The organism is Mycobacterium sp. Root265 (genome assembly GCF_001428895.1).
GTDB lineage: Bacteria > Actinomycetota > Actinomycetes > Mycobacteriales > Mycobacteriaceae > Mycobacterium.
On the sequence record NZ_LMJA01000006.1, the window covers coordinates 1 to 21449 of the forward strand.

22 protein-coding genes and 1 tRNA gene are annotated in these 21449 nt (G+C 67.0%); 12 read left to right on the plus strand and 11 right to left on the minus strand.

Annotated elements, in window-relative coordinates; all coding sequences use genetic code 11:
* Positions 1 to 118: hypothetical protein (locus ASE48_RS33380; protein WP_235570949.1), on the plus strand; the 118-nt coding region annotated here is incomplete at its 5' end.
* A 5-nt stretch (positions 119 to 123) separates the two neighbouring features.
* Here the strand turns inward: ASE48_RS33380 and ASE48_RS08165 are convergent.
* Complete coding sequence (locus ASE48_RS08165; RefSeq protein ID WP_057166687.1) at positions 124 to 765, minus strand: class I SAM-dependent methyltransferase; 642 nt, start codon at positions 763 to 765, stop codon at positions 124 to 126.
* A gap of 264 nt (positions 766 to 1029) precedes the next feature.
* Between ASE48_RS08165 and ASE48_RS08170 the strand changes: the two genes are divergently transcribed.
* The 3 genes from ASE48_RS08170 to ASE48_RS08180 all read left to right on the plus strand — a co-directional run bounded on the left by ASE48_RS08170 (position 1030) and on the right by ASE48_RS08180 (position 3838).
* On the plus strand, positions 1030 to 1788 hold the full coding sequence (locus ASE48_RS08170) for a DUF1684 domain-containing protein (protein WP_057166573.1): 759 nt from the start codon (positions 1030 to 1032) through the stop codon (positions 1786 to 1788).
* A gap of 71 nt (positions 1789 to 1859) precedes the next feature.
* The gene (locus tag ASE48_RS08175; protein ID WP_057166688.1) at positions 1860 to 2921 is read left to right on the plus strand and encodes an LLM class flavin-dependent oxidoreductase; all 1062 of its coding nucleotides are present in this window, start codon (positions 1860 to 1862) and stop codon (positions 2919 to 2921) included.
* Complete coding sequence (locus ASE48_RS08180) at positions 2918 to 3838, plus strand: 2-hydroxyacid dehydrogenase (RefSeq protein ID WP_057166574.1); 921 nt, start codon at positions 2918 to 2920, stop codon at positions 3836 to 3838. Before ASE48_RS08175 ends, ASE48_RS08180 begins: the two co-directional genes overlap by 4 nt.
* Here the strand turns inward: ASE48_RS08180 and ASE48_RS08185 are convergent.
* The 6 genes from ASE48_RS08185 to ASE48_RS08210 all read right to left on the minus strand — a co-directional run bounded on the left by ASE48_RS08185 (position 3835) and on the right by ASE48_RS08210 (position 9745).
* The gene (locus ASE48_RS08185; protein ID WP_057166575.1) at positions 3835 to 4584 is read right to left on the minus strand and encodes an ABC transporter ATP-binding protein; all 750 of its coding nucleotides are present in this window, start codon (positions 4582 to 4584) and stop codon (positions 3835 to 3837) included. The two genes, ASE48_RS08180 and ASE48_RS08185, sit on opposite strands and share 4 nt — an antisense overlap.
* Complete coding sequence (locus tag ASE48_RS08190; RefSeq protein ID WP_057166576.1) at positions 4568 to 5416, minus strand: ABC transporter ATP-binding protein; 849 nt, start codon at positions 5414 to 5416, stop codon at positions 4568 to 4570. The genes ASE48_RS08185 and ASE48_RS08190 overlap by 17 nt, the downstream gene beginning before the upstream one ends.
* The gene (locus ASE48_RS08195; RefSeq protein WP_057166577.1) at positions 5413 to 6591 is read right to left on the minus strand and encodes a branched-chain amino acid ABC transporter permease; all 1179 of its coding nucleotides are present in this window, start codon (positions 6589 to 6591) and stop codon (positions 5413 to 5415) included. Before ASE48_RS08195 ends, ASE48_RS08190 begins: the two co-directional genes overlap by 4 nt.
* Entirely contained in the window at positions 6588 to 7598 is a 1011-nt protein-coding gene (locus ASE48_RS08200; protein WP_057166578.1) for a branched-chain amino acid ABC transporter permease, read from the minus strand. The genes ASE48_RS08195 and ASE48_RS08200 overlap by 4 nt, the downstream gene beginning before the upstream one ends.
* A gap of 106 nt (positions 7599 to 7704) precedes the next feature.
* Positions 7705 to 8916, minus strand: coding sequence for a branched-chain amino acid ABC transporter substrate-binding protein (locus ASE48_RS08205; protein ID WP_057166579.1), 1212 nt, complete (start codon positions 8914 to 8916; stop codon positions 7705 to 7707).
* A 202-nt stretch (positions 8917 to 9118) separates the two neighbouring features.
* Complete coding sequence (locus ASE48_RS08210; protein WP_057166580.1) at positions 9119 to 9745, minus strand: ANTAR domain-containing response regulator; 627 nt, start codon at positions 9743 to 9745, stop codon at positions 9119 to 9121.
* Positions 9746 to 9836: 91 nt separating this feature from the next.
* Between ASE48_RS08210 and ASE48_RS08215 the strand changes: the two genes are divergently transcribed.
* Positions 9837 to 9913 (plus strand) — tRNA-Leu (locus tag ASE48_RS08215).
* Between the two features lie 309 nt (positions 9914 to 10222).
* Here ASE48_RS08215 and ASE48_RS08220 read toward each other — a convergent pair.
* From ASE48_RS08220 to ASE48_RS08235, 4 genes are read right to left on the minus strand one after another with little or no spacing between them, the layout of a single operon-like run.
* Positions 10223 to 11257, minus strand: coding sequence for an NAD(P)-dependent alcohol dehydrogenase (locus ASE48_RS08220; protein WP_057166581.1), 1035 nt, complete (start codon positions 11255 to 11257; stop codon positions 10223 to 10225).
* Between the two features lie 2 nt (positions 11258 to 11259).
* On the minus strand, positions 11260 to 12525 hold the full coding sequence (locus ASE48_RS08225; RefSeq protein WP_057166582.1) for a cytochrome P450: 1266 nt from the start codon (positions 12523 to 12525) through the stop codon (positions 11260 to 11262).
* Between the two features lie 13 nt (positions 12526 to 12538).
* Complete coding sequence (locus ASE48_RS08230) at positions 12539 to 13939, minus strand: NAD(P)/FAD-dependent oxidoreductase (RefSeq protein ID WP_057166583.1); 1401 nt, start codon at positions 13937 to 13939, stop codon at positions 12539 to 12541.
* Positions 13936 to 14151: a ferredoxin gene (locus ASE48_RS08235; RefSeq protein WP_057166584.1), complete on the minus strand. Its 216-nt coding sequence runs from the start codon at positions 14149 to 14151 to the stop codon at positions 13936 to 13938. The genes ASE48_RS08230 and ASE48_RS08235 overlap by 4 nt, the downstream gene beginning before the upstream one ends.
* Before the next feature lie 362 nt (positions 14152 to 14513).
* Here ASE48_RS08235 and ASE48_RS08240 point away from each other — a divergent pair, with 362 nt between their 5' ends.
* The 7 genes from ASE48_RS08240 to ASE48_RS08270 all read left to right on the plus strand — a co-directional run bounded on the left by ASE48_RS08240 (position 14514) and on the right by ASE48_RS08270 (position 21442).
* Positions 14514 to 15416, plus strand: a complete 903-nt coding sequence (locus ASE48_RS08240; protein ID WP_162264201.1) for an acyl-CoA thioesterase — start codon at positions 14514 to 14516, stop codon at positions 15414 to 15416.
* Complete coding sequence (locus ASE48_RS08245) at positions 15416 to 16144, plus strand: GOLPH3/VPS74 family protein (RefSeq protein ID WP_057166586.1); 729 nt, start codon at positions 15416 to 15418, stop codon at positions 16142 to 16144. The genes ASE48_RS08240 and ASE48_RS08245 overlap by 1 nt, the downstream gene beginning before the upstream one ends.
* 291 nt (positions 16145 to 16435) lie before the next feature.
* Positions 16436 to 17773: a PE-PPE domain-containing protein gene (locus ASE48_RS08250; RefSeq protein WP_082614065.1), complete on the plus strand. Its 1338-nt coding sequence runs from the start codon at positions 16436 to 16438 to the stop codon at positions 17771 to 17773.
* Between the two features lie 99 nt (positions 17774 to 17872).
* Positions 17873 to 18415 (plus strand): hypothetical protein, encoded by a 543-nt coding sequence (locus ASE48_RS08255; RefSeq protein ID WP_235570940.1) that lies wholly within the window; start codon positions 17873 to 17875, stop codon positions 18413 to 18415.
* Between the two features lie 29 nt (positions 18416 to 18444).
* Positions 18445 to 19110, plus strand: a complete 666-nt coding sequence (locus ASE48_RS08260) for a response regulator transcription factor (RefSeq protein WP_057166588.1) — start codon at positions 18445 to 18447, stop codon at positions 19108 to 19110.
* Entirely contained in the window at positions 19110 to 20522 is a 1413-nt protein-coding gene (locus ASE48_RS08265; protein WP_057166589.1) for a sensor histidine kinase, read from the plus strand. Before ASE48_RS08260 ends, ASE48_RS08265 begins: the two co-directional genes overlap by 1 nt.
* A complete protein-coding gene (locus ASE48_RS08270) occupies positions 20516 to 21442 on the plus strand; it encodes a TAXI family TRAP transporter solute-binding subunit (RefSeq protein ID WP_057166590.1) in 927 nt (308 codons plus the stop codon). Before ASE48_RS08265 ends, ASE48_RS08270 begins: the two co-directional genes overlap by 7 nt.
* Positions 21443 to 21449: the final 7 nt, after the last annotated feature.

Sequence of the window (21449 nt, forward strand, 5' to 3'; positions counted from 1 at the left end):
ACTCAGTTGGCAGCTCAAAGGCCAAGCCACCGGCCGCCAAGTCGAAAACGCCACCGTCGGCGTCACCGCCAACCAAGGCCTCTTCGGCCACGGATCCTCAGTCATCGTCGCCAGATAGCCGCGTCAGGCGTCGATGCGCTTTCGGAACTCGAACAGCCGGGTGTCCGGCTCGAAAGGTGCTGTCTCGCCGTCGAACCGCTGGGACCCGACGCTGAAGTCCGTGCCGTCTTCGTAGTCGAAACCGATTTCGCTGAACCCGGCCTCGGTGAACCAGGTGCGGATGGTCGGTGTCAGGTCGGGTTCCCGGCGCGAGCGGGTCCACAGCACGGTCGCGCCCGGCTTGGCGAGCTGCCGCAGCCCGATGATCGTGCGCTGGATGTACTCGTCGACGACGTTGCCGAAAATGCCGCAGGCCAGCACGATGTCGGCCGGCGTCAGCCCGGCGTAGGCGGAGACCGCTGCGGCGTCGCCGGTGACCACCTCTACCCCGGTCAGCCCGGCGTGCTCGGCGGCGGCCCGCGCCGTGGCCGCGATACCCGGGTCGAGTTCGACCAGTCGCGCGGTCACGTCGTCGCGGCGGGGATGCGTCGGGAGCACCCCGATCACGTCGCGTCCCTCGCCCGCGCAGAGGCTGATCAGCCGAATCGGACCGGCCGGCGCATTGTCCAGACCGTCGGCGAGGCGGCGCTGAACATGACGCAACCTGCGGGAGATATCGGATTCGGGGTCGTCGTACTCCTGGTGCCAGGTAGCCCATTTCGTCATCTGCCCGAGGTTACGGCGCTCCACGCGGGGATCGGGAGCGCCGGTGGGCGGGCCGAGACGAATCCCCCGTCAGATCGCCGCGGCGGATAAATTCACGTCGAGATAAACGCCAAACCCGCTGCAGCTTCCCACTTTCTGCCTGCGTAACCGCCGCAGGTGGTGCGCACCCTGCCCACACCCGGTGGTCAACTGGACGGACCCGGGAATGAACGGAGGCACGGTGTCGTTGCGCACGACACCGACCGGAACCGAGGGAGTTCGACCATGCCCGCTATTGACACCGTGACGTTCGAGGCCGCTTGGCAGCAGTGGCACCAGGAGCGGGAAAGCTACTTCGCCGACCCGCTCGGCTGGGTCAGCCTGACCGGTTTGCACTGGCTGACAGATGAATTCGAGGCCGTTGCCGATCTGCCCGGCCGCTGGCGCGCGGACCCCGAGGCCGTCTACATCGAAGGGGTGCCGGGCACGGAACGGCTGGAACCGGTGGAGGGTGCGCCGGGACTGCTCGTCGAGGACGGGCCGCGGCGCATCGAGGTGATCCGGCGGACCGGGTCGGTGGCGTTGCGGGTGCACGATCCGAAGTCGCCGCACCTGGCGAGCTACCGGGGCATCCCGACGTATCCACCGAGTGAGCAGTGGGTGGTGCCCGGAACGTTCACGGCCTACCCGCAGCACAAGGCCGTCACCACCGGCGCCGTCGTGGACGGTCTGCAGCACCACCACACCGCTGTCGGTGTCGTCGCCTTCGAGATCGACGGTGTGACACAACAGCTGGTCGTCTTCGGCAAGCCCGGCGGCGCGCTGACAGCGCTGTTCACCGACGCCACCAGCGGCGTGACGACCTACCCGGGCGTCCGTTCCGTGGCGGTACCCGCCCCGGGACCCGACGGCGCGGTGCACCTCGACTTCAACCGGTCCGCGAACCTGCCGTGCGCGTTCACCGACTACGCCACCTGCCCGGTGGCCCCGGCCGAGAACCGGCTGCCGATCGCGGTGACCGCCGGTGAGAAGAACCCTCGCTGACCGGCGGTTCACCAGAATCAGCCTGACCGCAACCGCTTTCACCGATACCGGTTCCGTTTAGGGTCGTGCGGGTGACCACTCCCGCAGCCCGATTCGGCGTCTGGGCCCTGGTGTACGGCACCTGGGGCGCCAAACAGCATCCACAGGAGCCGGTCGATGCGTCGTGGGCGCGCAACCGCGCGCAGATCGTCGAAGCCGACCGGCTGGGTTTCGACGCCACGCTGATCGCCCAGCACGAGGTCAACCCGTCCGGTGATCACTACGATCAACTCGAGGCCTGGACCGCCAGTGCGGCACTGGCCGCGGTGACCGAGAACATCGAGATCATCACGGCCATCAAGCCGGCGCTGTACCACCCGGTGGTCCTGGCCAAGCAGGCCCTGCAGATCGAGGAGATCAGCGGCGGGCGCTTCGGTGTGAACGTGGTCAACGCCTGGTTCCAGCCGGAGATCGCCCGTGCCGGACTGCCGTTCCTGGAGCACGACGAGCGCTACGCCTACGGCCGTGAATGGCTGACCGTCGTGGACTCACTGATCCGCGGTGAGCGAACCACGTTTCACGGCAGGTATTTCGACGTGGACGACTATCAGCTGCGGCCCGCCGGCAGGCACCGCACCCGCCCCGCGATCTACGTCGGCGGTGAGTCCGAACCGGCACGGGCGCTGGCCGCCGACTTCGCCGACGTGTGGTTCATCAACGGGCAACCCCGCGACGATGTCCGAGGGCTGATCGCCGATGTGGCGCGTCGGCCCAGGACCGGGTCGCCGGCCCGGTACGGCCTGGCGGCCTTCGTCATCGCCCGCGACAGCGACGGTGCGGCGCGCGATGAGCTGGCCTACGCGTTCGATCTCGCCGGCCACGACACCGCCGAAACCCACTCGGTGCTGTCCAACGCCGACCCGCACGCGCAGATGTTCAAGACGTTCGCCAGGAATCCGCACGTCGGGACCAACGGCGGCACCGCGGCAGGACTGGTCGGCAGCTACGACACGGTCGCGGAACGTATCGTGGCGTTCAGCCGCCTCGGTATCGATCTGTTCATGCTGCAGTTCCAGCCGTTCGAGCGGGAGATGCGCCGGTTCGCCGAACACGTCATCCCCCGGGTCCGGCGGCTGGAAAGGAAGGCCGCATGAGCGCGCAGCCGCTCAAAGTACTCGTTCCCGACGACCTCGGGGTCAAGGCGCTGAGCGCGTCACCCGGCGTCGAGGCCATTCGCTACGTGCCCGGCGATCCGTGGCCGTCCGGCCATACCGATGCCACCGTGGTGGTCGTCGGCCATGAGGGCGCCGCCGCGGTGGGCGCCCGGTTCACCGAACTGCCCCGGCTCCGGTTGGTGCAGACGCTCAACGCCGGGTACGAGCAGTGGCTGCCGCTGCTGCCCGACGGCGTGGTGCTGTCCAACGGGCGTGGGGCGCACGGTGGTTCGACGGCCGAGTGGGTGGTCGGCGCGCTGCTGGCGATCTACCGGGATTTCGCGCGCTACGGCGCGGACCAGCGCGCCGGAGTGTGGCGGCCGGAGTTCACCGACACGTTGATCGGGAAGCGCATCGTGGTGCTGGGCGCCGGTGACCTGGGCGAGAACCTGGCGGCCCGGCTGGCGCCGTTCGAGACCGAGGTGACGCTGATCGGGCGACTGGCACGACCGGGTGTGCAGACGATCGCGGATCTGCCCGGGCTGCTTCCCATCGCCGATGCGGTGGTGTCGGTGCTGCCCGCCACGCAGTCCACGTATCGCATCATCGACGCCGATTTCCTGGCCCAACTACCCGACGGCGCGGTGGTAGTCAACGCCGGCCGCGGCGGCGCGGTGGACACCGATGCCCTGGTGCAGGAACTGGAGAGCGGCCGGCTGCGGGCGGCCCTCGATGTCACCGATCCCGAACCGCTGCCCGCCGGTCACCCGCTGTGGTCGGCGCCCGGGCTGTTGCTCACCCCGCATGTCGCGGGCAGCACGACGGGGTCCGAGGAACGCGCCTGGGCGGTCGCGGCCCGTCAGATCGACAGCTACGCCGCCGGTGAGATGCCGTCGAATGTGGTGGCAGGCGGCTAAGCCACGCCGAGGTAGGCGGCCCGGATGCTGTCGTCCTTCAACAGTTCACCGGCCACCCCGGTGCGGGTCACCTCGCCGGTCTCCAGGATGTATGCCCGGTCCGATCGGCTGAGGGCCTGCTGCGCATTCTGTTCCACCAGCAGCACCGTGGTGCCCTGGCTGTTGATCTCCGAGATGATGCGGAAGATCTGCGAGATCACCATGGGCGCCAAGCCCATCGAAGGTTCGTCGAGCAGCAGCACCTTCGGCCGCGCCATCAGCGCCCGGCCGATCGCCAGCATCTGCTGTTCGCCGCCGGACAAGGTGCCACCGACCTGGTTGCGTCGCTCGGCCAGCCGCGGGAAGGTCGTCAGCACCCAGTCGAGTTTCTCGTCGTGCTCGGCCTTGGTCGGGAACTTCCGCCCGTAGCAACCCATTTCGAGATTCTCGATGATGGTCATACCGGGAAAGACGCCGCGTCCCTCGGGAGCCTGGATCAGCCCGTCGGTTACCCGCCGGTGAGCCTTGACCTTGCCGATGTCCTTGCCGTCGAACCACACCGAGCCCGATGTGAGCGGGAGCAGTCCGGAGATGGCCCGCATCATGGTGGTCTTGCCGGCGCCGTTGGACCCGAGCAGTGTGACCAGTTCACCTTCGTGCACCACCAGCGACACACCGTGCAGGGCACGGATCCTGCCGTAGTGCACCACGATGTCACGCACCTCCAGCAGCACCGGACGGGTATCGGCCTCAGGCGAGTTCGTCATCGGGGACCCCCAGGTAAGCGGCGATGACCTTGGGGTCCTCGCGGATTTCGGCCGGCAGACCGTCGGCGATCTTGCGGCCGAACTCCAGCACCACGATCCGGTCGGTCACCCCCATCACCAGCCGCATGTCGTGTTCGATGAGCAGCACGGTGTAGCCGTCATCGCGGATCTTGCGGATCAGATCGATCAGCGCCGACTTCTCACTCGGGTTGAACCCGGCCGCGGGTTCGTCCAGGCACAGCAGCTTGGGCTCGGTGGCCAGCGCCCGTGCGATCTCCAGGCGGCGCTGGTCACCGTAGGGCAGGTTCTTGGCCTTCTCCTCGCCCCGGTGCGCGATACCCACAAAATGCAGTAGCGCAGCCGACCTCTCGATGGCCGACCTCTCTTCACGGCGGTGCCGCGGCGACCGGAACAATGCGCCCGGCACCGAGGTGTGGTGCCGCGCGTCGGTGCCGACCATGACGTTCTCCAGGGCTGTCATCTCACCGAACAGCCGGATGTTCTGGAAGGTCCGCGCGATGCCCAGCCGGGTGATCTGGTGTCGCTTGATGCGCCCGATCGTTGATCCGTCGAACGTGACGGAGCCCGAACTGGGCCGGTACACGCCGGTGATCGCGTTGAAGCAGGTGGTCTTGCCCGCCCCGTTGGGGCCGATCAGCCCGAGGATCTCCCCGCGCTTGATGTTGAACGTCACCGCATCCAGAGCCGTCAGACCGCCAAACTGCACGGTCAGATCGTTGGTCTGCAGCAGGACTTCGCCCTCATCGACCTTGATCTCGCGGTGCACACTGGCGATCTCCGCGACGTTCTCGAAGCTCTCGGCGTCGGTCATTTCACCGGCTCCGTGTCCACCGGCTTGCTGCGCAACAGATCTCGTGCGGCCTTGGCATAGGTGAGCAGATGCTGACGGGCCGGGAACAGGCCCTGCGGCCGGAAGATCATCAGCACCACCAAGGCGAGCCCGAAGAACAGGTACTTCAAATTGCCCATGTCGATACCGGCGAAGTGCACGCCGAGCAGCCGGTTGGGCAGGTACACGATGATGAACGCGCCGAGGATCACGCCGAGCTTGTTGCCCTGACCGCCGAGCACCACCGCGCACAGGAACAGCATCGAGTTGATGATGTTGAACGTCGGCGGCGCGACGTACTGCACCTGGCCGGCATACAGTGCGCCGGACAGACCCCCGATGGCAGCGCCGATGGTGAACGCCCACAGCTTGAACTTGAACGCGTTGACGCCCATCACTTCTGCGGCGTCCTCGTCCTCACGGACCGCGATCCAGGCGCGCCCCACCCGGCTACGCTCCAGGTTTCCCACCAGCAGCAGGATGCCGATGATCAGGACGAGACCCAGCCAGAACCACCAGGTGCCGTAGTTGGCGTCACCGCCGGAGTTGGACACCGAGAACACACCCTCGGGGTGCTGCTCGCTCTCCAGGAAGTGCGGGAAGGCAACCTCATTGAGCCCGCGCGGGCCGTTGGTGACATCGGCCAGGTTGTCGGCCAGCAGCCGGATGATCTCGCCGAAGCCCAGTGTGACGATGGCCAGATAGTCCCCGCGCAGGCGCAGCGTCGGGGTACCCAGGATCAGCCCGCTCAGTGCGGTCACCGCCATCGCGATCGGCACACAGGACAGCCATGCCCACGGGGTGCTGAAGAACCCCGATGCGCCCATCTGATTCCATGGGCTTTCCGGGCTGGTCAGCAACGCCACCGTGTAGGCGCCGACGGCGTAGAAGCCGACATAGCCCAAGTCGAGCAGACCGGCTTGCCCGACAACGACATTGAGTCCGATCGCGATGATGGCCACCATCGCGAACTGGGCCATGGTGCCGCCGAAGCTGATTCCCGGGGTGTCCAGGAACGCCGGCGTGAACAGCGGTGAGAGCGCGATCCCGGCGAACAGCACGATGCCGAACACCCATTTCTGGGCTCGGGTGAGGCCGTCCCACCAGTCCATGATCTTCGCCCAGCGGGTGCTCGGGCCGGTTGTGGAAGTACTCATACTCGCGCCTTCCCGAGGCTTTCGCCCAAAATGCCGGTCGGTCTGATCAACAGCACCAGGACCAGCAGGACGAACGCGACGACGTCACGCCATTGGGTACCGAAGACCGCCTGACCGTAGTTCTCCATGACGCCGAGCAACAGGCCACCGAGCAGCGCACCACGCAGGTTGCCGATACCGCCGAGCACCGCAGCCGAGAACGCCTTGATCCCCAACAGGAATCCGCCGGAGTAGATGATGCCCTGCGGCACCTTCAGCGTGTAGAGCAGTGCCGCCGCACCGGCGAGCAGGCCGCCGATGAGGAACGTCGTCATGATGACGCGTTCGCGCGAAACCCCCATCAGCGTGGCGGTGTTCGCGTCCTGGGCGACGGCGCGGACGCCGCGGCCGAGTTTGGTGCGGTTGAGCGCCACGTCGGTGAGCAGGGCCAGCACCAGCGCTGACCCGATGATCACGATCGTGGTGTTGGAGATGGCGACACCGAACAGTTCGAACTGGGTCTTCGGCTGCACCAGCACGACGGGCTGCTGCGCATTCGGACCGCCGTAGCCGGGTATCAGTTTGGGCAGGATGAACAGCACGAACTGCTGCAGCACGAACGACATGCCGATGGCGGTGATCAGGAAGGTCAGCGCCTTGGCGTTGCGCTTACGCAGCGGCCGGTAGGCGATGAACTCCAGGCCCACCGCGGCGCCCCCGGAGACGAGCATCGCGAACAGCATGGCGACACCGAGATACAGAATGGTCAGCGCCACGCCCTTGTTGTAGGCGTTTCCGCTCGGGGTGAAGCCCAGCAGGATGTCGAGCGCGAAGTAGGCGCCGAACATGCCGAGCATGAAGATCTCGGAGTGCGCGAAGTTGATCAACCGCAGCACGCCGAAGACAAGGGTGTAACCGACGGCGACCAGGGCGTAGATCGCGCCCCACGACAGGCCGTCGATCGTCAACTGCCAGAAGCTGTCGAACAACGCTCCGACATTGAAGTTGATGTTGGCGGCCAAGTTCATCCGGTGGTGAGCTCCTCAGCGTGTGCTGGACGTACGCGGTGCGGGGGGTGTGAAGACGAAAGCGCGTCCGAGGCATGCGCTCCCGGACGCGCTTTCGCTTCAGTGGTTACTTGACCTCGTAGATCCAGATGAGGGTCGAGGTGAGCTCACCCTCGGGGGTCCACTGGTATTCGCGAGCCACACCCTGGCCCTTGTAGTTGCGGACGAAGTCCAGCAGCGCCGGACGGGTGATCGCGCCGGAGTCGATGCCCTTGAGCAGGATGGTGCCCAGGTCATAGCCCTCGGTGCTGTAGGTGCCGGGTTCGGTGTTGAACTTCGCCGTGTACTCCTCGGCGAAGGTGCCCGTCGCCGGGCCGCACGGGCAGGCCAGCAGTGCGCCCGCGGACGATTCCCCGGCCTGCTTGACGAACTCGTTGTCCTTGCTGCCGTCGGCGCTGACGAAGGTGCCTTCGAAGCCACCGTCCTTGAGCTGCTGCACCAGCGGGGCGGCCTCGGCGTAGTAGCCGCCGAAGAAGACCGACTCCGGAGCGGCGCTGTTGATCTGGGTGACCGCGGCGGAGAAGTCCTTGTCGCCCTTCTTCACCGAGATGTTGCACGCCGGATCCGCGACCGGGCCCAGCGTGTCGCGCACCGCGGTCGACAGGCCCAGACCGTAGTCGGTGCTGTCGTCGACGACGCAGATCTTCTTGTGCCCCAACGTGTTCTTCAGGTAGTTGGCGACCGACGGACCCTGCACACCATCGTTGGCCAGCCCGCGGAAGAAGGTCTTCCAGCCGTTCTCCGACAGCGTCACGTTGGTCGCCGACGCGGTGGTGGACACCAGGCCGGCCTGATCGAAGACGCCACCGGTGGCCTTGGTCTCGCCGGAGAAGGCGGGACCGACCAGACCGATCGTGTACTGGTCCTCGACGATCCGCGGGGCGATGTTGGACGCCTTCTGCGGATCACCCTCGGTGTCGAACGGCTTGAGCTGCACCTGGCAGCCCGGGTTGGCGGCATTGTGCTGGTCGATGGCCAGCTGCACACCGTTCTTGATGTTGATGCCGAGCGCGGCGTCGGGTCCGTTGAGGGCACCGGCCATCGCGATGGACACCGGCGGGCAGGTCGCCTTGCCGTCACCGGCGGGATTGGCGGGTGCAGCGCCCTCGGCGGCCTTGACCTCGGCGCCGTTCTCGTCGATCTGCACCTTCTCCACGATCTTGAGGTTCGTCTGGGACGCCTCTTCTTCGGGCGTGCTCTGATTGCAGCCGGCAATAGCCAGGGCCATCAGGCCCGCGCTTCCGAGAGCAAATGCCTTGCGTGCCACGTGACCGCGCACGTCTCACCTCCGGTTCCATGTTCAGGTCGGCACCTTCGTTCCGGTCGGGACGACCGGGGCGGGGATGCTTCGCCGAAAACCATAACCATTCCGTCGCCCCGTCGCGTGATGTTGGACGACGCGTTGCGCAGATCAGCCCGGTTAGCCGGTCAAACGAAGGAACCGGAAACGCAGTCTTAACCGGCAGGGTCGGTCAGGAGGGTCATTTCTCGGCGCCGGAGGCATCCTCGGTCGGCGCGTCGAGGGTCTCGAGCACCACTTCGGCGACCCGCTTCATCGTGGTACGACGGTCCATCGCCGCCCGCTGGATCCACTTGAACGCCTCCGGCTCGGTCATCCCCTGGTTCGCCTGTAGCAAACCTTTCGCCCGCTCGACCAGCTTGCGCGTCTCCAGGCGATCCGACAGGTTCGCCACCTCGTCCTCCAGGGCGGCGATCTCACCGAACCGGCTGACCGCGACCTCGATGGCCGGGATCAGGTCGGTGATGGAGAACGGCTTGACCAGGTAGGCCATTGCGCCCGCGTCGCGGGCCCGCTCGACCAGTTCGCGCTGGCTGAAGGCGGTGAGAATGACGATCGGCGCGATGCGCTTGGTCGCGATCTCGGATGCCGCGTCGATGCCGTCACGGCGCGGCATCTTGACGTCCATGATCACCAGATCCGGCTTCAGGCTCTCGGCGAGATCGACCGCCTCCTGGCCGTCTCCGGCCTGCCCGACGACCTCATAGCCTTCCTCACCCAGCATCTCGGCCAGGTCCATACGGATGAGCGCCTCATCTTCGGCGATGAGCACGCGGCGGGGTGCGGGAGCGTCGGTCATGACGCACATTGTCGCGCCTTTGTGGTCCCGGGGCGAGCTTGGGGTTAACAGTGCCTGCCGGGAAGGATGACTGTGCGCATCCATTAAGGTGGTAGCTCGCGCCCTCGTATCCCAACTGGCAGAGGAAACGGATTCAAAACCCGTGCAGTGTGAGTTCGAATCTCACCGAGGGCACCATCAGGACGCGGTGGGTGAAAACCGGCTGCACTCGCACACGTCGTCGGTGATGCCATCGACGAGGCGACAGCCGTCCGTGTCATCCCAGTGACACATCGCGCTGTGTCCGCACCGGCACATCGGCGACAGCTCACCTCCGGACCTGCGCCGTAGCGCGGACCAGACGTTAATGGGACACCTAGGCACACCCTTCCGGCCCGGGCGTGCGGTCAGACCCGGATCGCGTCGTACAGCCTGTGCCGCCAAACGTACGCCCGATCCCCGACCCGTGCGGGCGCTACTGGATTGGCATGCGTGATTGGTGCAGGCTCAGTCATTCGGCGTGATGACCGCGCGACCTTTGATCTGCCCGTGGTGCAGCAGGTCGTAGGCGCGCGCCGCCTCATCCAGTGCGAAATGTTCGACCAGCATGCTGATCTTTCCGCTCTGCGCCAGGGCGATGACGTCGATCAATTCGGGGATCGATCCCCAGAACGGTGCAGCGACCGAGCATTCGTGGGGCGGGCTGTGGAAGTTGACCGGCAGCGCCGCCGAACCGACCCCGACGATGGTCAGGTGGCCCAGCACGCGTGCGACGCGCGCAGCCATGCCGAGCGTCGCGTCGACACCGACGAAGTCCAGCACCAGCTCCGCGCCCAGGCCTCGGGTGATGTCCTTGATGGTCGCGATGGCGCCGTCGCCGGAGACCAACGCCTCGTCGGCGCCGAGTGTCCGCGCGATCTTGAGCTTGTCCTCGGAGGTGTCCACCGCGACGACGGTTGCCGCACCGGCCAGCGCGCGGAGCAGCTGGATCGCCATCTGGCCCAGGCCCCCGGCTCCGATCACCACCGCGGTGGATCCCGGCCCGAGCAGATGCAAGGAGCGTTTGATGGCGTGATAGCTCGTCAGCCCCGCGTCCGACAGCGGTGCCGCGTCTCGCGGGTCGAGATCGCCGAGCGGAATCAGGTAGCGGGTAGCGGGAACCAGCAGGTACTCCGCCATGCCGCCGTCGGCGCCGCCGAGCCCTCCGGGGCTGGGCTTTCCGGGAGCCTGGCAGTAGTTCTCCAGCCCCTGGCGACAGTTCACACACAGGCCGCAGCCCCAGGGGCCGTAGACGATCACCGCGTCTCCGGGTGCGAAACCCGTTGCGCCGGGCCCCATCGTCTCGACCCAGCCGGCATTCTCGTGGCCGAGGGTGAACGGCAACGCGAACGCCTGAGCGGGCGCCTCCAGCAGGTGCAGATCGGAATGGCAGGCGCCAGCGCCACCGACCTTCACCAGCACCTCCCCCGGCCCTGGCACCGGCACCGGAACCTCCCGAAGTTGGCCCGGCCGTTGCCATTCGACGAACTGGAAGGCCTTCACCGCTATGGGTTCGTGATTCGGTCGAACTCGACTTCGAGGTGCAGTGGACCGCGGAATATCTGGTTCTGTCGATACGGCGGTGGGTCCACCACCAAACGCGGATTCTCCACACGCCGCAGGAAGGTCTCCAAGGCGATGTTGACCTCCAGGCGTGCGAGCGGACCACCGACGCAACTGTGCACGCCACGCCCCCAGCCCACATGCTGATTGTCCGGACGCTGGATATCGAACTTCTCCGGATCGGGGAAACGCTCGGGATCGCGGTTGGCCGCGCCGTAGAGCAGGTGGACCGCCGAACCCGCCGGGATCGTGGTGCCTCCCACTTCGATATCAGCGGTCACGCTACGGCTGGGAAAGAACTGCACCGCCGACTGCAGTCGCAGCACCTCTTCGATCGCCTTGGGGATCAATTCCGGCTTCGCGCGCAGCAATTCGATCGACTCGGGGTTACGCAACAGCAGCAGCACACAGTGCGCGATGGTGTTCACCGTGGAGTCGTGCCCGGCGATCAACAACAGCATCGCGTTGGCGGCAGCTTCCTTCGGTGTCATCGGCCCATCCGGACCGTCCGTGTCGTTCACCAGCTTCGACAGCACGCAGTCCTGCGGCTCGGTCAGAAAACCCTGAATCAGGTCCGCCATGTAGGCCGTGAGCGCTGCGGTGCTCTCCTGCCCTTTCTGCTTGCGGGCCCGCCCTTCTGCGGTCGCAGCATCGGGCCCCATGTCGGCGCCGGCCATGAAGTCGAAAATCCAGCCGTGAAAGGTCGGCTCATCTTTGATGGGCACACCCAGAATCTGACAGATCACCGCGACCGGCACCGGATAGGCGTAGTCGTCGACCACATCGAATGTTCTGCTGCCCTTGGCTTCTACCCGGTTCAGCGAATCATCGCAGAGTGCCTGAATGCCTGCGGCCATGTTCGGGATCACGTGCGGCGAGTGCGGCGGTGCAAAGTGCCGCATCACCTGGCGGCGTTGCCGGTCATGCTTGGCCGGATCGGACACGATCAGGCTGGGTTCGCGTCCGTACGCCTGCATGTGTTCGGCGCCGACGTCGGGACGTGCCGAGATCGGGCTTTTCGAGATATCGGAACTGACATGCGGGTCGTGCGCGAGTTGCAGCAGCTCGCGGTAGCCGGTGACGACGTAGACGTTGTCCGCCACCTGGACGACCGGGGTCTTGCGCAACTCGTCGAAGAACCGGTAGGGATCGTGCCGGTTCTCGTAGCGCATCGCCTCGGTCCAGGCGCTGGCAGCAGCGGTGGTCATTGGGCTCCCATTTCTAGCGGCGGGCTTTGGGGCGGAATTCGGCACCCCGCGATGTCGGGTCGTGGCCGGTGAGCACGACATCGGGAATCCCGGTCGGCTCGCGTGGATCCGGGAATCGGGCCGACATCGGCTCCGCATTCGCCGGCACGTCATATCCTGGCGGCGGGGGCGGAAACGGCGCCGATTGTTCGATCAGACGTGCGTAGTACTCCAGCCACTTGCCGTGGTTGAAGGTGATGGCGCCGACGATGCGGCCGTTCTTACCGAATGCCGCGGCGAAACGCAGATCCTCGACCGAACCCTGGGTGAACACGATCTCATCACCGAACGAGCACACGCCGACGCCCTTGATGTTCACCCCGAACTGGCCGGACCAGAACTGCGGCAACGGCAGGTGCGGGCGGCGGGCCCTCTCGAGGTTGACCATGTTGTGCGCCGCGGTCCTCGCGCCGAGCACCGCGGCGTCCACATGTTCGATGGCCATGAACTGGTACTCGTAGAGCACGTGTGGCGCCCGTGCGATATCGCCGGCGACGAAGATGTTGTCGGTCACCACCCCGTTGATGTCGAACGCCCGACACCCCGCATCGCAGGCCACACCCCAGAATCCGCTGGCGAGCTCGGCGCCCTCCAACCATTCGACATTGCGGATCGATCCCAGCGACGCCACCACCACGTCGACGTCGAGCAGGGTGCCATCCGAGAGCTGAGCCTGCCGCACGTGACCATCCGCGTCGCCTTTGAGCGCCTCGACGGCCACCCCGGTCCGTAGGTCCACTCCGGCATCGCGTTGCATTTTGGCGGCGATGTCTCCGATCACCCCACCGAGTGGGCCGACCAGCGGCGCGCTGGACCGTTCCGCGACCGTCACCTCGAGTCCGAGTTCCCGGCACACCGAGGCGATCTCGGAGCCGATGAAGCCGGCGCCGACGATCAGCACCCGTTTGGGCCCCGCCTGTAGCGCCTGCTGCAACTCGGCGGCGTCGCCGCTGGTACGCAGTGTGAACAGACCTTTGAGTTTCGCTTCCTCGGGGTTGAACCAGGCCCGCGACCGGACACCGGTGGCGATGAGCAGCCGGTCATAGGGCACCGTGTCGCCGTTGGCCAGCAACACCACCCGGTTGTCGCGGTCCAGTCCGGTGGCCGCGACGCCCAGCCGCCAGTCGGCGTCGACGGCACGCAGCCGAGGGAGTTTGGTGTTGCCGGCCGGCACCCAGCCCTTGAGCACCTGCTTGGACAGCGGCGGACGGTCGTAGGGCTCGTGCACCTCGTCACCGATGATGGTCAGTGATCCGGTGAATCCTTCGTCTCGCAGGGCTTCTGCGGCGCGCAAGCCCGTCAGCGATGCCCCGACGATGACGATCCGGCCCTCGGCTTTGAATGTCCGGACCAGGTCGTCGATCAGCGACCTCACAGCGTCACCCGATCCGTGGGGGGATCCATCTCGGCGATGATCGCCTGCACCGGGCAGGAAGCCACCGCCCGCGCGACCTGTTGACGTTGAGACTCATCGGGATTCGGGTCGTAGGTCAACGCTTCCTCGCCGCTGAGCTGAAGTACCTCAGGTGCCAGGGGCACGCATTGCGCGTATCCGAGGCACCGATTCAAATCCACCACAATACGCACGACCGACTCCTATGAAAATGGCGTCGAGGGGCTGCTCGACACCGGCTCCCTCAACAGTTTTCGTTGGCAAGGAACTCACTCCCGACCGCCAGAACACTCCAGGGAGGGCTGACGCTACTCCACGCGCGTCCAGATCGCGCAGCATTGGTCCAGAAGTGCAACCAGTGGCCGAACATGTTGACCCCGAGTCGATCCGAACGGCCGAAACGCGGCGTAGCGCCGGGGTGAAGTCTGTGAATCGTGCGAGGAAACGCGTCATCGAGGCCGGCGCCTGTTCCCCTCCCGCACCACCGCTCGCATCCTGAACTGGACACCACGACCAGGGGGTCCAGATGACGCATTCACCTCACACCGTATGGCGTGTGCAGCCCACCCATGTGGATGCCGACGGCCACCTCGGCGCGGGCACTCTGCTGGAGTGGGTCGAGTCGGCCGCCCGTGGGGCAGCCGCCCGGTGGCATGACGGCGTGAGCGTCCTCGCCTCCGTCGGCACCTTCCATCTGGATCACCCCGTCGTCGTCGGAACGATCGTCGCGCTGCACGCCGATCTGGTCTACACCGGTCGCACCAGCATGCACATCCTGGTCACCATCCGTGCCGGTACCCCGATTCAAAGCGTCCAGTGCCCAATGGTTTTCGTGGCACTCGACGGCCAGGGCAACCCGGCCACCGTCCCGGCGTGGGCACCGGTGACGATGCTGGATTTGCAGCGCCACCGGCAGGCCAGGGTTCGGGCCGGGACGCGCACACGCATCGAGACCCTGATCGCCGCTACGCGTTTCCCGGACAGCGACACACCACGCACCGCCATGCGCTTTCGTACGGGCCGCGCAGACGTCGACCCGGACGGCACCGTCCGCGGGGGTCGGGTGCTGCGATGGATCGACGAGGTCGCCTATGCGTGCGGTGCCGGGTGGACGGATTCGGACGTCAAAGTCGGCTACCTGGCAGGTATCCGGTGCACCGCACCGATCGGCGTCGATGAGCCCGTCGATGTCACCGCGCGGATCATCCACACCGGGCCGCGCAGCGTGCACTGCGTTGTCCGTTGCACGAGCGCCGATGACAGCGGAACCCGGCTTCTGGCAGAAGGACTGGTGGTTCTCGTCGCTCTCGACGCGCACGGCAGCACCCGGCCCGTCCGGCAGTGGCAGCCGCAATCCGAACCGGACCGTCTGCTCGATCGGCAGGCCCGGGATCTGATCGCGATACGCCAGTACCTCGAACCCTTCCCCACGGTCGCCGAACACCGCAGGGGTGCCTGATGAGCGTGATCGAACTGCACGGCGGCCCGGTGACGCTACCGCTCGCGCTGCACGGGCGGACCTACCTACTCGCCCACGACCGCCGCGCCCGCCGGCTGGACCACGAAAAACAATGGCTCCTGGGCTTTTCCCTGCGCGCGGCCATGTTGACCGACCTGTACCTGACCGGCCACCTGCGCGATGTCGAGGGTACGGCGCAGCTCTGCCGCAGTGCGCGTCACGGCGATCCGGTACTGAACGAGGTACTCAGAATGGTCGAGGTCAACGTGCCGAAGACCTGGGCATGGCTGATCGCCGCCGAACAGGACAACGCACCGGCCCTGGTGTGCCATCAGCTCACCGGCCACGGGTGGTTGCGGCTTGAGCGGTACCGGAAGCTGGGGATGTTCCCGGCCACCCGGCTATGGCTGACCGATGAGCATCTGGTCTCCCAGTTGGCCGCCCGCGTCGAGGCCGCGCTGGCCACTGCCAGCGACGGCCGGCGATCGGATCCACAACTGCTGGCGCTCGGGCTGATCGGTGAGATGTCGACCGCGTTCCCGACCGGGGACCGGGCACGGCACGTCGAGCGACTGCGGGCGCTGACCGACGAGGCGATCCCGCCCATCAAGGGTCTGCGCGCGTCGATCGAATCCGTCTACGAGGAGCTGGACATCAGGTCCCGCGACGGCGTCACGACCGGCGCCGGGTGCGGCGGATGCGGTGGCTGTGGCGGCTGCGGTGGATAGCTGATCACCGGGTAACCACGACGTTGGCGATCTAAAACACGTTTGCTACGCAATGCTCTCGCTTCACACGGGCCCAGCCGCGGAATCCGCAAGGCACCACCGACCGATGGTTCGCTTGCTCGTGAAAATCCCATTCCGCTGGAGATATGCGTGAATGTCGCTCGTTCGGATGACCTTTCCTGCTCCAGTTTTGCAGACCACGAGCATGTGATAGGAATCCTGACGGGGGCGTCAATAGTTCGCCATTCGGGTCACGGCGAACTCTGGCCAGTATCGGAGACCACACTGCCCATGGGCGCCCATCACCGTCGAAGTCATGCCCGCATCCGTTCCGCGCAGCAGGGCTCCGGGCGCCATCGCGCAGCGCCCGAGCGCCCGAACGCGCCCCAGCACTGGCTGGGTCCGGTGGCGGCCGCGGCGATGTCGCTGTCCCTGGTGGCCCCCGTCTCGGCTCAGGCCAGCACGTTGATCTCCATCGGTGCGACCGGATCCTGGGACAACGCTCCGGTGACCGCGCTGCGGCAATGGCCGGCCACGCACGCCTTCGCCGACGACCCGGTGACCGACACCGTGGTGGTGCAGTACCCGGCGTCGCTGGGTTTCATCGGTATGCCCATGGGGGAATCGGTCGCCGAAGGTGCCGCCGGCCTGCTCCGCGCGATCGAGTCGATCTCCGGAAGAAAGATCATCGCCTGCGAAAGTCAGGGCTGCCTCTCGGTCACCCAACTGCTCGCGCAGTTCATCGCCGACGCCACCACCGCGCCCGCCGCCGAGGACCTGATCATCGTGATGATCGGCAATCCCGCCACCGCGGGCGGTGGCGCCTCGGCGCAGAACCCGGGTGGCTACGAACCGTTCTTCCGCATCACCTTCGCCGGAGCCACACCCGAAAGTCAGTACGAGACAGTCAATGTCACTCGCGAATACGACTTCTTCGCCGATCGTCCGGTGAATGACCCGAATGCCCTGGCCGTGTGGAACAACCTGGTGGCCTTCCTCGTCGTTCACCCGATCTACGGAGACGTCGACATGGACGATCCGGACAACCTGGTCAAGGTGGTGGGTAACACCACCTATGTGCTGGTTCCGACGAAACAGCTGCCGATGCTGCAATCCCTCTACGACACGGCCGAAGCATGGCGGCTGCTCACCGGTCAGGCCGACCTGCTGCAGCAGGTCGAGGCGCTCGACGCCCGGCTTCGTGCCATCATCGATCAGGATTACGACCGCAGCGGCTTCCTGCCCAAGGGCTCGCCGGGGCAGACCGACACCGACGATGGCCCGGCCGACACCGATCCGCCGCCCGAACCGGAACCGGTGAACGCCGGCAATGATTCCGAAGGCACTGCCGCAGAGCGGGATAGGGACGATAGTCACGACACCACCGACAGCGATCGGGACAGCGGCAACGAGGCGGCACCCGACTCCCCCGCACCCGAAGAAGAGGACGGACCCGAGCGGCCGGTGGGCATGGCCGATGTCGACACCGACGAGGACGACCCGCACGAACCGGCGGATGATCGGTCCCCGACGGAGGATTCCGACGCGACGGCGGATCCGGGTGACTCGCCGTCGTCATCGGCGACGGATGCCGGCTCCGCACCGGATTCCGGGAGCGATTCAATCTGAGGATCGTGCAAGAAACAGACTGAAACGCGGAGCCGCCTCTTCCGCTTGTCGTGGTGTGGGTCACATGATTGACCCAACACAGACGGGCAGGTTGGAGCCATGCGATCACCACATCCGCGACGATGGTTGCCGCGTCGCCGTTCACGGGACGCCGATTTCGCCCGGTCGCGCGCCGCGGTGGCCGAACTCGAACTTCCGCCCGCGGTGTACAAGACCTGCCCGTGGCAGCCGCGGGAGCTCGTCGAGCTCGGCCTGCGTCAGTGGTTGCGTTGCTGCGCAGCAGCTTTGCGCGACAACGAGCATATCGGGATGCCGTCGCATGCGGTCGACGAGGCCTGGCACGGCCTGATTCTGTGCACGGCCCGGTATCAGGTGTTCTGCTACGAGGCCTACGGGCAGTTCATGCATCACCATCCGGCCGGTGGTGCGCCCGCGGGCAGTACGGCGGCGACCGAGCCGATGGATGAACAACTGCGGCGCACCGTGATCGCCTGGGAATTGGTCGCCGACCCCGGTGAGCGATGCGTGCTCTGGGATCTGGACACCCAGGTCGGCGTCGCCGAGCCCTGGGGTATCGCGGCCGACAGGGTCGAATACATCAAGACCGCTGCGGCCGGACTGCACCGCCATCCCCCGCGATAGCGACCGGGAGGGGTCCTACCATCAGCTCCATGAAAGTCCTGCTCGTCGAAGACGACGAGGGCGTTGCGTCGGCACTGACCGAGCTTCTCGGCCAGACCGGCGCCGACGTGACGTGTGCCGGCCGGGGCTCCGACGCACTGCACCGGGTGAAGGACTGCGATCTGGTCCTGCTCGATCTCGGTCTGCCCGATATGGACGGTCTGGACGTGTTGCGCACCCTGCGACGCGCGTCCTCGGTCCCGGTCATCATCATGACGGCCAGGGACAGTGACGGCGCCGTGGTGCTGGGATTGCGTGCGGGCGCCGACGACTATCTGGTCAAGCCGGTGCGCAAGGCGGTGCTGTTGGCGCGGATCGACGCGGTCATGCGCCGGATGCGCCGTGGCGTGGGCGAAACCGCGACACCGGCCGGCCCGGTGCTGGCCGGACCGGTCAGCATCGACAGGGAACGCCGCGAGGTCACGTTGAACAGCATTCCGCAGACCCTCACCCGAACCGAGTTCCAACTGCTGAGCACCCTGGCCAACCGGCAGGGTGAGGCCGTCAGCCGCGAGGAGCTCATGCTCGAGGTGTGGGGCACGGCCGTCGTCGGACGGTCGCGTTCGCTGGATTTCTTCGTCGGGCAGATCAGAGCGAAGCTCACCGGTCTCCCCCTGCAGACGGTGCGCGGATTCGGTTTTCGGCTGGATCCCTGATGGGGCCTCGGGTTCGCGCCGTGCTGGTGGTGCTGTTGCTGATGGTGATCGCGGCGCTCGCGATCCCGTTGGCGCTGACGCTGGCGGATCGCCGCACCGATGGGCTGGCGACCGAACGCCATCGCCAGTTGGCAGCGCTGGCGGAGGCCGCCGCCGCTCCGGAAGCCCCGTTGCAGGCCCTGGTCCAGCGGTATCGACAGGTCTACGGCGAGAGCTTGCTAGTCACCGACTCCGATGGCCGGACGCTGGCCGCCGACGGCCTCGACCCAGCCGATCCGGACGTCGCGACGGCGGCCGGCCGTGCCCTCGTCGATGCCCCGGCATTGCGCTGGAACGCCCTCCGGCCCTGGGACGAACACCGGCTGCTGGCCACCGCGGCAATCCGGCGCGACGGCGAAGTGGTCGGCGCCGTCGTGCTCGGGGTGGACTCGTCCGAGGCGGTCCGCGATATCGCGGCGGGCTGGGTATGGCTGGCCGCGGGCGGGCTGGCCATTCTTGCCGCGGCGGTGGTGGCCGCCCGGATGCTCACCCGCTGGGTGTTACGTCCGATCACCGGTTTGGAGCGGGCGGTGGCCGAGATGACAGCGGATGTTTCCGGTCCGTCCTGGGCGAGCGAAGCGACCGGATCCAAGCCGGCCGATGTGACCGGACCACCGGAATTGCGGCACTTCACCGCGGCTTTCAACGCGATGGCACAGGTCGTGCGGGCCTCGCTGGACCGGCAACGGCGGCTGGTCGCCGATGCCTCGCACCAGTTGCGCAATCCGCTGGCCGCCGTCCGGTTGCGCGCGGACACCCTGGAAACCTATGTGGCCGAGGAGGGGCTGACCACCTACAACTCGCTGACCGCCCAACTCGACCGGTTCGAGAATCTGTTGCAGCAGCTGATGCGGTTGGCCCGCGCCGAGCAGGTCAGCGGGAGCCGACAGGTGGGTCTGGCCAGCACGGCCGAGGAACGCACCGATCTCGACGACGTGATCGCCGAACGCCGCGCGTTCTGGGAGCCGGTCGCGGCACGACACGGGCAGCAGTTGCGTTCAGAACCAGTGAGTTCCGTTGCGCAGGTGCAGGTTTCCCGCCACGAGGTCGAGCAGCTTCTCGATGTCGCTGTGGACAATGCGCTGCGTTATGCCGGCGACGGCGCCATCGTCACCGTGTCCACCGCTTCCGCCGAGGACGCCGTCGACCTGATCATCAGCGATGACGGCTGCGGGCTGCCCGAGGAGGATCGCGCGCGGGCCTCCGCCCGTTTCTGGCGCGGCCGTGACGACAGCGCGGGTACCGGGCTGGGACTGGCGATCGCCGCCGAAATCGCTGCGGGCCACGGCGGCACCATCTCGGTGGAGCAGGCCCCGGAGGGCGGACTGCTCATCCGGTTCCGCCTGCCTTCGGCGGGAGCCCCGTCGTGCTGAGTCGTCGCGCCTTCCTTCTCGCCGCAACGGCAACCGTTGCCGCGTGCAGTTTCCGGGGCGCACCGCACGGGCACCTGCGCCTGGCCGCCGGCGATCCGGGCGGAATGTATCTGGCCTTCGCCGAGTTGCTCGCCACCCGGGTGCAAGCCCGGTTCCCGGATGTCGAGGTCGAGGTCGTACCCACCGAGGGCACCGTGGAGAACCTGGCGCTGTTGCGCTCGGGAGACGTCGATGCCGGCCTGGCGCTGGCCGATGTCGCCGAACGGGACCGGGTCACCGGCCCGACCGACTCGGAACCCGTCGCCGTCGCCCGGGTGTACGAGAACTACCTGCAGGTCATCGTGCGGGATTCGGTCGGTGTGCACCACGTGTCAGAGCTGCGCGGACGGCGTGTCTCGTTCGGTGCGGCCCGTTCCGGTGGCGCGGCGACCAGCGCGGTGCTGTTCGACGCGGCCGGTCTGGCCGGCGACGTCCAGATCTCCTGGCTCCGGTTGCGGGAGGCGCTGTCGCAGCTGGCCGGCGACGGCATCGAGGCCCTGGTGTGGTCGGGCGGGGTACCCACGCCGGCGGTCGCGGAGCTCAATACCCGACTGCGGCTGCGGGTTCTGGACATCGGCGCGCTGGCCGCACCGATGAGCCGGATCTCGTCCTACCCGTATGCGGTCCGGCGGGTGCCCGCCGGAGGCTATGTGCCACCGGGCATTCGCTCCATCGGCGTGCCCAACCTGCTGCTGTGCCGCAGGCAGATCGCCGAGGACCTGGTGGCCGCGATGGTGAACGTCATCGCGACCGAATCGCCGCACCTGGTGCCGCCGTATGTGCGCGGGTTGCAGTACCTCGACGCGCCCTCGATGATCCAGACCGGCGCGATACCACTGCATCCCGGTGCCGTCGGCGCTTACCGCGACCTGCACGGGTGATCGGCCC